This is a genomic window from Limnofasciculus baicalensis BBK-W-15, assembly GCF_024178385.1.
GTDB lineage: Bacteria > Cyanobacteriota > Cyanobacteriia > Cyanobacteriales > Coleofasciculaceae > Limnofasciculus > Limnofasciculus baicalensis.
This window is the reverse complement of record NZ_JAMZMM010000236.1, coordinates 1-9705: the sequence shown is the minus strand read 5'-3', so window position 1 is coordinate 9705 and position 9705 is coordinate 1. Positions and strand designations below refer to the sequence as shown.

The window sequence follows — 9705 nt, the reverse complement described above, 5'->3', positions numbered from 1 at the left end:
TGTTAGTTGTTAGTTGTTAGTTGTTAGTTGTTAGTTGTTGGTTGTTGGTTGTTGGCAAGGGGATTAAGCCCCTTGTTCGTCAAACAAATAATACAGTAGCAGTAATTTTCAGGTATGTTCGGTGCAGAGAAACCGGGTTTCTGAGGTGTACTTCATAAACCTGCAATCTGCTATAGTTGTTGGTTGTTAGTTGTTGGCAAGGGGCTTAAGCCCCTTGTTCGTCAAACAAATAATAACTGTGATAGGTGAGACACCTGTTCTACAAATAACAAATAACAACCAACAACAAACAACAAATAACAAATAACAAACAACAAACAACAAATAACCAACAACAAACAACAAATAACCAACAACAAATAACAAACAACCAACAACAAACAACAAATAACCAACAACAATTACCGAAAAGTAATCCAATTTCCTTCAACTTGGGCACTTGAGCCGCCAGGAAAGGAAGAGGTTCGAGAGCGATTAGGAGCGTTAATTAAGGCAGTAATGGCTTCGATTTGCTCGAAGGTGGGGGCTGTTGGTTGGATAGTGGCGAGAAACTTTCGGATGGTGCGGCGTTGTAGTGCCAGAGGTGCTTTACGCAATACTAGGCGATTCAGTTTTAAAGTGGTGTCTGATTCACGATCGCGATCGGATATTATGGCTTCCTGCCATAACTCAAAAGCAGCATCTTCTAGATAGTCTACCTCAGCTCTGAGGAGTTCTGCTGTTTGAGATAGTGCAGTTTCCACTTGGGGATTAAAATGAGTTTTTAGGTAGGGTAATAATTCTTGACGAATGCGGTTACGAGCATAGTTTAGATCTTGATTGTAGGAATCTTCCCAAATCGGTAGCCGCTGCTCTTGGCAGAATTGTAATGTTTCAGTGCGGGTGACATCTAGGAGTGGACGGACAAGTTGGACACCATTCACGAGGGGACGTTGCCAGGTAAGGGATTGTAATCCATCAGCACCTGTACCTCGAATCAGGTTGTAGAGGACAGTTTCAGCGCGATCGCTCTTTGTGTGACCAGTAACTACATCATGATAACCTTGGTCTAGGGCAATTTGACTGAGGACTTGATAGCGCCATGCCCGTGCTGCTGCCTCACTATTATTTACTTCTGATGCTGTTTTGAGATAGAAGGGAATTCCCCAGTTTTGGGCAATTTGTTGAACGTGAATTGCCATCCCTACATCTGCCGCCCAACGATGATCGCAGTGAGCCATTGCTAGCTCCCATTCCCACTTTGGTTGCAAATCTAGCAATAGTTTCATCAGACAAAGGGAATCCTGTCCGCCAGATACTGCTACTAATACTCGCCTACGCTGTGCCAATAGCCCTCTTTGTCGTAGGGTTTGATGGAGTCTTCCATGAAGAGGAGTCCAATTTTTATTGGTTGTTGGTTGTTGGTTGTTTGTTGTTGGTTGTTTGTTATCAGTCATCAGTCATTTGTAGTTGGTTATTTGTTATTTGTAGTTGGTTATTTGTTATTTGCCAGATTTTCCAAAATCAATAACTAACCACACTCAACAATTGGCTCTCAGCCCCTTGTTAACAACTAATAACTAATAACCAACGACTAATAACTAACAATCAACAACTAACAACCAACAACTAACAACCAACAACTAACAACTCTACCAAGTTGCCTTGTTCATGTCTTGCCAGACATCATCAAGTAGTGACTCGGTGCCGTTGTCGTCTGAATCATCGTTCGAGGATAAGTCTGTCAACTCAAACTCATCGTCATCACCATCAGATATTTCGCCAAAATCCAGGTCATCGTCACTATCTGTGGAAATTTCTCCCAAATCTAACAACTCATCTTCACCATCTGTGAGATCTTCTTCTTCCTCTAGCTCATCCTCAATACTTTGGGAGATTTCATCAAATTCATCATCTAAGTCATCGGAGGCATCATCAAAGTCTATTCCATCGGCAGAAATCATAGCGGCTTCTCGCTCCATCTCGCTATAGATTTCTGTTGGGGCTTCCTGCTTTTGCTCTTCGTGGGCGACTTCTGAGAATCCTAATTCAAACTCATCATCATCCATACTAGTGGAGGAGTCATCTAGATCTAGATCATCATCTAGATCTAGCTCATCATCCATACTAGTAGAGGAGTCTTCGAGATCTAGCTCATCATCCATACTAGTGGAGGAGTCTTCGAGATTTAGCTCATCATCCATACTAGTGGAGGAATCTTCGAGATTTAGCTCATCATCCATACTAGTGGAAGAGACTTCGAGATTTAGCTCATCCTTACTGTCTGCGGCTAATGTCTCTGACTCTTTTGAACTAGCAGATGCTGGTTTCCCTTCATCGCCAGACTCGTCTGGGCAAAATACCAGGTTGATTTTTACCTTGCCTTTTTGCCAACCACGAGCATTAAATTGCAAAACCTCACAAGGAACACCATCTTCGCTAAACCAGGCATTCTTGTCCTGAGTCCATCCACTCACCCCATCTTCAAGCTGTCTTCTAATGGCTTCTGCCAATTCGCCAACTCGGAATGTCCGGTGTCCAATTAAAATTTGGACGGATTCCTCAATGGACAAAACTTCACCGACAGACAGCGGCTCGAACTTCTTATCCACGCTTATTTTCCCCGATTAACGTTGTAGTTTTCCTTTCCATCATTCGTTACGTTGGTTGAATAGCTGGCATTTCCCAGGAGCTAGCGAGAGCGCCGATAAGCTACCGACAACAACGCCAAAGGCTTAGAAAAACCAGCCATAGGAATGCAATCCTTTACCCAATAGATTGACCCCAAGATAGCAAATCCAGACCACCATGAATCCGGTTGCTGCTAACATTGCGGGTTTACGCCCTTGCCAGCCGCGAGTAATGCGGGCGTGGAGATAGGCGGCAAAAACTAGCCAGGTAATTAATGCCCATGTTTCCTTAGGGTCCCAACTCCAGTAGGAACCCCAGGCTTCATTTGCCCAAACTGCACCTGCAATAATCCCAATCGTCAGGAGGGGAAATCCCAAACCAATGATCCGATAGCTAATATTATCGAGAGTGTCGGCAATACTCAAGAGTTGTGGGGATAGAGTTGGTGCTATGGCGGATGGGAAACCTGATGACAAATCGAGGGCAACGCGATCTAGAACTGCTGTACTAGCAAAACCATTGTTTTCTACTAAACTAACGGGTGTTGAGGAGTTACTGGAGGTAATTTCTATCTGAGGCTGGGAGTCTTCGCCTTGACGTTGCAGCCGATAGGTGGCGTTAGTGGCTAATCCGTTTTTAGTGCGATATCCACCTGTACCAACGGAACTTCCTCGTAATTCTATATTTTGACCCCTAGTAACTACTAAAAATGCGATCGCTAACAACGATCCTACCATCAGGGCTGAGTAACTGAGCATCATGACGCTGACGTGCATCATTAACCAGTTAGATTTTAGTGCGGGGACTAAGGGTTCTGAGTGCTGCATCCCATCTGGTAGTGACATGGCAGCAAAGGCGGTAATGCTCATGGCTACTGGTGCTGTGGCAACACCCACCAAGCGACTGCGGCTCATGTTTTCCGCAATCAGATGGACGGTGGTAATGCCCCAGGTGAGGAAAAAGAGTGATTCATATAGATTACTTAAGGGGAAGTAGCCTCCTTCTACCCATCGGGCAATGAGTAAGGCTGCGATGCAGAGGTTGGCACTTGCCATGCCTGCTGTTCCTAATGCGGGTAGGTAGGGAATGTTTTTGAAAGCAGCTCCTACCCAGTAAATCAACATTGTCCCGAAGAGGACAGCAAATGAGATATTATCTAAGCCGTTTTGGAGTGAAACGAGATCCATACAGTTGTGAGTTTTTGAAACTACTATGATAGCCGCGTTAATCTTATCCTATCGGTTTGGGTCACTTTCACGAACCTGGCTTCCCTATTCTTCCTGATGGTGGGGTGTCGGTTGGGGGGATGTCCCAAGTCGGAGTAAACTGTTTTTCCCTCAACTCCAACTCTTCTCCCTCAAAAAAAAGGTAATTTACATAACGTAACAAATCATCGAAGGCTGAAAGTGCTTTAACTTCGTTAAATTTATTAAAATTAATTCTCAATAATTTACGAGATTGCGTCGTTTCAGCGATCGTGCTAAAATAATCCAAAGGAGGGCTAATGACCTTTTTTAGGTCTCATATGCTATTGTGAGTCAGGTCAATATTTTCTACTCTCTCTTATACTCTTCATCAACTTAGTCAGATAAACCCTCGTGGAATATGGCAATTAAAAGTGAATTTTATCCTCAATGGTTGAATAAATATTAAGCTTCTTTAAATCAATTAAACCAGGATATATTGGTTATTTGTTTGTGCGATAATTGCGATATGCAGTCGCCAAGGCGGTTACGGCATCCGAAAACCCAAAAACCGATTCATAGCAATCATTTCACTTTTGACTTTTGACTTTTGACTTTTGCTATATATCCTCCGGATTAACACCCAAAGCCCGAAGTTGTGCCGCTAAAAGTTCAGCACGTTGTTCAGCTTGTTGGGCGCGTTGCTCCTGCTGTTCCTTTTCTAATCTTTCTTGTTGTAAAAGTTGTTCAGCTTGTGCCGCACGTTCATCTCCAGTGGGAAGAACAGTTCCATCTTGATAACACCAACGCAGCCAAATATCTTGTCTTCCTTCAAATTTTCCCTGCCATTGCGTTAAACCTAATCCCACTTGTTCTAACCAAGTTTCTGTGGTTTCATAGTAACGTCTACCCCTCAGCTCGTAAACGAGCAATACTTGTTCTCCTAATTGACAATTGGGATCGTATACTATATAGTAACTCACTCGCATTTGTTGGTAAATTTTCAGTTTTTCTCCCAGTTCATCTCCCACTTTATTGGAAACAATTTCAATAACAACTTCCGGTGGTTTGCCAAAGTGCCAAACTAGGTAAACCCGGTGTTGTTTCTCCCACCAATTTCCAGGAACTTGGACATCTAAACTGAGAAATACATCGGGGACAATAGCAGATTGATTGGCTGTATGGTAGATCCCGACATTAGCTTCGGCTAAAAAAGTCTGGTGCGGTGCGGAAGTGTAAACAGAACTAACTAAGAGCCGTTGTTGTTTGGCAGAGGAAAAGTTATCCACAGGAGTATCATCTTCGGTAATTAAGTTGTTAGGATCTGGGATATAGTAATCATCAGATAATAGGGCTTGCTGAACCATAGGGTTATCCACCATTTAAGGTATATATTATTATCATATCTCTCTTGTCTATGTTACTGTATCTTTGTTAGACTGAGATCTTTCACCATTGTCAACAAAGCGTTTTCTGTAGGGTGGGCAGTCCCCAATATAGCTTAAAAAGCTGATGATTACGTTAGTGGGGACTGCCCACCGGAGAGGGAGTTACGGTAATTTTAGGGGTTGGTGGTATTGTAATGCCAGAGGGTTTGGGAGTGCTGGAGGGACTAATTTTAATGTTGGGCGGGGGAGAGAGATTGGGTGTTAAGGCTTTTTGGAGCTTGACAAAGATATCAAAGCGGGTACTACGTTCATCACTAATTGCCATGGTAAATCCAATGGCGCGAATTGCCTGAATTAGACTTTTTTGTTGTGGAGGTAGAGTTGGTAAATTTAGAGTGTTTTGATTGAGAGTGCGATCTACATCTATAAAGATTTGACCATTATTAGGCTTGGGACGATCTGGTACAACTTGTTGAAATAGCCCGGTTTGAATTAGTGTGGCTGAGGGTTGAGGCAGGAAGGCACTAGTAATTGGTGCGCCTAGAGTTAAAAAGACTATATTCCCTTCTAACCAGCCGTGAGTTGCGATCGCGCCTCCTAGTGGTGATGTCCATTTTACTACAGGTTGTCCGTTAATCTGGGTATTTTCTACGGTAAACTGATAGCGGGTTTTGAGGGCTTCATCTAGTTTCTGGAAGGCTTTATCTGTGGTAGCGCGATCGCTCGATAGTACCATTAATGCTATACCTGCGCCCAATGTGGGAGATGGCTGAGAATTTTCTGGCAATTTCAGTAAATCTTCAGCGGCGGGAATTAGTGCTAAGGCGAATTCTCCTTCCATCCAGGGTAATAAATCTTTCTGCAAATCTAAGCCTAATGTTGCTTGCAAGCCTGCGCTGAAGTTAGCTGGTGGCATTGGGGCGATTGGGTTTGACTCGGCAGTTGCGGCATAATCTTGCCACAATTGGGCTAAGTTGCCGCCAGAAACCATTAGTAGAGTATTTGCGGGAAAGCGTCTGGGCAAGCGGATGTTAGTATTTTTTACTTTATATTTACGTTGGCTTTTGGGTTTGAGCCAATAAATTGATTGAAATCTGACTCCTTCTGGCTCTACAATTACTGTTGTGGCAATTCCCTGTTTTTGTTCGCTAGCTGCTATTTTTTCTGGAGATAGGGAATGCTTAGAATTGACAGCGGCGGCTGTTGATAGGGCTGGGATATTAAAATATATTTGAGCGAAGGTATTTCCTGCGGTAATTTTAGCTAATCTCTCCACATAGCCAGGGGTGATGGCAATAGAATCAGCCCCTTTGTAAGTATCAATAACCCGATCTGTTATAGTTGGATTAGTGGTAACAACAAAGAAACGCCCTAGGGCAGCAGCAGAATAATTAGTGCCATTATCCTTTTTAGTTTCCCGAATCTCAACCCCTTTATAGATTCTCTCTACCACCTGCGTCACTTTCTGAGATTTTGCTTTATCTAATATCTGTTTTGCTTGAGTGGTATTCTCCATCGGGAGTACAATCAAGTCAGGGGTTTGGAAGAAGGGTATTTCTAAGGATTGATTCTGTTTAGGTGGCGATTTTGTACTTGATGTGGGAACATCAAAATATGCGATCGCAATTGTTTGTGCTAAACCTGGTTGAATATCTTTCTCGTAGTTATAGCCGTTGACAGTTAGGAGATTGTTTTGGATTTCAGCAAGCTGTTTGTTTAACGCAGCTTGAGTTTCCTGCGTGCCATACTCCTGAAAATTCTGCCATTGGAGTGGATTGGTAGAAATTGATGCCATTACTAGGGCATCTTGAGGGATTAATTGGGAGCCTAATGGAGCATTTTTCAGTAACATATTCCGCTGTAGCCACAGGGAATAGGAGGTGATGCCGCCGACAAGGAGAAATGTTGCCGCTGCTAAGGTTAGCAGCAGAAGGGGTTTGTTTTTCTTGAGCATGAAAAGAGGGGATGCACAGTGTCATTGTTAATGTAGCAGGGGATGAGGTGTCATGGCTATTCAAAAGTCAAATATCAAAAGCTTGCCGTGAATTAGTTATGGCATTTGAGGATATCCTAACACCCTTGGCGACAGCTAGATCCTTGGGTGTGGGGCAGGTTTTGAAGTTAGATTATTCTTGAGATTCATCATCTATTCGCTCAAGCCGCACCACCAAACCCTCTACCTACAAATATTGTGACATTTTTCAAGCCAATGAGTAAAATTGCGATCGCAAATTCCCCTCCACAATATCCCTCTCCAAAACCTCTGCGAACCTCTCAACTTACCTCTGCGTACCTCTGCGTTAAAAAATAGCTCATGCCACCACACTATTAAATTTTGGCATCAGATACCGATATAGTGTATCTCTTTCCTGAAAACTACGCCCCAAACCACTAATAGCTCCCTGTAAATCTGCCACCTCCATACAAGTCCCCCCAACTGCCCCTGCCATAGTAGTAATATGTTCCTCCATTAATGTCCCCCCAAGATCGTTACATCCCCATTTAAGAGCTTCTTTCGCTCCTGCTAAACCCAATTTTACCCAACTGGGTTGATGATTAACAATCCAATTTCCCAAAAATATTCGCGCCACTGCGGTAAGTAAAAGGGCATCTGACAAGACTGGTTGATCTCTGCCCACGCGACGGCGTAATGATTTAGGAGCTTCTTGACCGACAAAGGGTAGTAGAATAAATTCGGTAATGTAAGCTGGGTATCCGCGATCGAGAGATAGTTGTTGGCGCGATCGCAATTTGGCTAAATGTGCTATTTGTTGTGATGGGGTTTCAATATGTCCAGATAGCATAGTGCTAGTTGTGGGGATTCCTAGTTTATGTGCCGTACCGATAATTTCTAACCAAGTTGCTGTATTTGTCTTTTCTGGACAGAGAATCCGTCTTACTTCATCATCTAATATTTCGGCAGCGGTTCCCGGCATTGAGCCTAGACCAGCATCTCTCAATTTTACTATAACTTCCTCATAGCTCATGCCATCTGCTTCGGCAATAAATTGCACTTCTTGGGGAGAGAAGGCATGGATATGTAGATGAGGAAATTCATCTTTAATAGTTTTTACTAATTGTAGATAATAGGGCAAAGCAGCACCATTGATTTTTGCCTCTGGGTTAAGTCCCCCTTGCATACAAATTTCTGTAGCATTTCGACTGACAGCATCTGCTGCTTTTTCTAGTATTTGTCCCCAATTTAACCAATAAGCACCCTCTGCGCCTGCATCCCGACGAAAGGCACAGAAACTACAGTGCTGTTCGCAAATATTGGTAAAATTAATATTGCGATTGATAATATAGGTAACTGTATCTCCTGCTTGTTTGTGGCGCAGTTTATCGGCTGTTTCTTGAATTGCGGCTATGGCAGTTGGCGCGGTTTGGTTGAGAAGGATAACACCTTCATCGGGTGTTAGATCTTCACCTAGTAGGGCACGATTTAGAATAGTATCGATATGTTGATTAAGCACAATTATTTAAACATCCTCGCGCCGTCTTTGTTGTTCCTTTTCTAAAAGTTCTTTCTGAGGTGATTGACGACGGCGGCGATACCAAGTAGCAACACCAACCAACATCCCAGTCAAGGCTAAAGCAAAGGTTAGGGGTAATATATCACCTTGCTTGAGCGATCGCAAACCTGCACCCATCATGACAAAGGGCAAGATTCCAGGAACAGTACCCAGCAGCGTACCAATGAAATAATCTTTAAAGCGAATCCCTGTCAATCCAGCCGCAAAATTAACTAACCCGTAGGGAATCAGCGGTAATAAGCGGATGGCAAACATATAAAATAAGCCTCCCTGACGCATTTCCGCATCCATTGCCTCCCATTTTCCGGCAAACTTTTTGGCGACTACATCTCGTCCAATAGTACGAGTAAAAGCAAATGCTACCACTGCGGCAACTACTGCTGCAATTGTAGTCCACATTGTCCCCCACCAGATGCCAAAGATTGCACCACCGCTGAGATTAAGGGGGGTTGAGGGTAAAATTAATATCGTGCCTACAGTATAAAGGAGAATATAAATTAATGGTGCCCATATACCTGCTTGCTTTAACCAAGTTTGGAGCTGTTGTTGGTCAATATCGGCGAGTAGGTAAACTCCTGCGCCTGTGGCGATAAGACAGATAATAATAAGGATAAAAATACCAATTTTAAGATTCAAAGTTACACCTCTGTTGCTTTAGTATTAATTTATAGTTATTCTGTACTTACTAGAATGGCTTCCTATTCCATGGCTTCAGGGAAATTTTACCTTGATGCGATCGCGTTACGCTGCTGCAAGCAGTGAGCAAAGCGCTGTTCCAGATTGCAGATTGCAGCAATCTGGATGATGGCAGCACCACTAGCATAGTCAATCCCGACGCTGAGGGCAACTTTCTTACCAAAGTTGCACGATAGCTTGACGACTTTAATTGCTGAGTTACGATGGTGATGTTCAACTAGATGCTCTAGGGTATTGTCTTTTGAGATATTAAAGTCGGCAACTCAGGCAGGATGGGAGAGAATAGTTACTTAC

General features: G+C 43.3%; 9 protein-coding genes. 1 reads left to right on the top strand and 8 read right to left on the bottom strand.

The window, feature by feature from the left end; all coding sequences use genetic code 11:
• Nucleotides 1-401: 401 nt before the first annotated feature.
• The 5 genes from tilS to NJ959_RS19975 all read right to left on the bottom strand — a co-directional run bounded on the left by tilS (nt 402) and on the right by NJ959_RS19975 (nt 7136).
• Entirely contained in the window at nt 402-1436 is a 1035-nt protein-coding gene (tilS, locus tag NJ959_RS19995; RefSeq protein WP_254013502.1) for a tRNA lysidine(34) synthetase TilS, read from the bottom strand.
• 195 nt (nt 1437-1631) lie between these two features.
• Nucleotides 1632-2591, bottom strand: coding sequence for a KGK domain-containing protein (locus NJ959_RS19990; protein WP_254013501.1), 960 nt, complete (start codon nt 2589-2591; stop codon nt 1632-1634).
• 123 nt (nt 2592-2714) lie between these two features.
• Entirely contained in the window at nt 2715-3797 is a 1083-nt protein-coding gene (gene ccsB, locus NJ959_RS19985; protein ID WP_254013500.1) for a c-type cytochrome biogenesis protein CcsB, read from the bottom strand.
• 617 nt (nt 3798-4414) lie between these two features.
• Nucleotides 4415-5161, bottom strand: a complete 747-nt coding sequence (locus tag NJ959_RS19980) for a Uma2 family endonuclease (protein WP_254013499.1) — start codon at nt 5159-5161, stop codon at nt 4415-4417.
• 154 nt (nt 5162-5315) lie between these two features.
• On the bottom strand, nt 5316-7136 hold the full coding sequence (locus NJ959_RS19975; protein ID WP_254013498.1) for a DUF3352 domain-containing protein: 1821 nt from the start codon (nt 7134-7136) through the stop codon (nt 5316-5318).
• A gap of 11 nt (nt 7137-7147) precedes the next feature.
• Here NJ959_RS19975 and NJ959_RS19970 point away from each other — a divergent pair, with 11 nt between their 5' ends.
• Complete coding sequence (locus NJ959_RS19970; protein WP_254013497.1) at nt 7148-7318, top strand: hypothetical protein; 171 nt, start codon at nt 7148-7150, stop codon at nt 7316-7318.
• 176 nt (nt 7319-7494) lie between these two features.
• Here the strand turns inward: NJ959_RS19970 and cofH are convergent, their stop codons facing one another.
• The 3 genes from cofH to NJ959_RS19955 all read right to left on the bottom strand — a co-directional run bounded on the left by cofH (nt 7495) and on the right by NJ959_RS19955 (nt 9659).
• The gene (cofH, locus tag NJ959_RS19965; RefSeq protein ID WP_254013496.1) at nt 7495-8655 is read right to left on the bottom strand and encodes a 7,8-didemethyl-8-hydroxy-5-deazariboflavin synthase subunit CofH; all 1161 of its coding nucleotides are present in this window, start codon (nt 8653-8655) and stop codon (nt 7495-7497) included.
• A 6-nt stretch (nt 8656-8661) separates the two neighbouring features.
• Nucleotides 8662-9351 (bottom strand): TVP38/TMEM64 family protein, encoded by a 690-nt coding sequence (locus NJ959_RS19960; RefSeq protein WP_254013495.1) that lies wholly within the window; start codon nt 9349-9351, stop codon nt 8662-8664.
• A gap of 86 nt (nt 9352-9437) precedes the next feature.
• On the bottom strand, nt 9438-9659 hold the full coding sequence (locus NJ959_RS19955) for a glycosyltransferase (RefSeq protein WP_309242669.1): 222 nt from the start codon (nt 9657-9659) through the stop codon (nt 9438-9440).
• Nucleotides 9660-9705 lie beyond the last annotated feature (46 nt).

Excerpts from the sequence above, each read along its gene's own strand:
- tilS (WP_254013502.1), bottom strand. The coding sequence starts at position 1,436 with ATGACTGATAACAAACAACCAACAACAAACAACCAACAACCAACAACC.
- ccsB (WP_254013500.1), bottom strand. The coding sequence starts at position 3,797 with ATGGATCTCGTTTCACTCCAAAACGGCTTAGATAATATCTCATTTGCT.
- NJ959_RS19980 (WP_254013499.1), bottom strand. The coding sequence starts at position 5,161 with ATGGTTCAGCAAGCCCTATTATCTGATGATTACTATATCCCAGATCCT.
- NJ959_RS19975 (WP_254013498.1), bottom strand. The coding sequence starts at position 7,136 with ATGCTCAAGAAAAACAAACCCCTTCTGCTGCTAACCTTAGCAGCGGCA.
- NJ959_RS19970 (WP_254013497.1), top strand. The coding sequence starts at position 7,148 with ATGCACAGTGTCATTGTTAATGTAGCAGGGGATGAGGTGTCATGGCTA.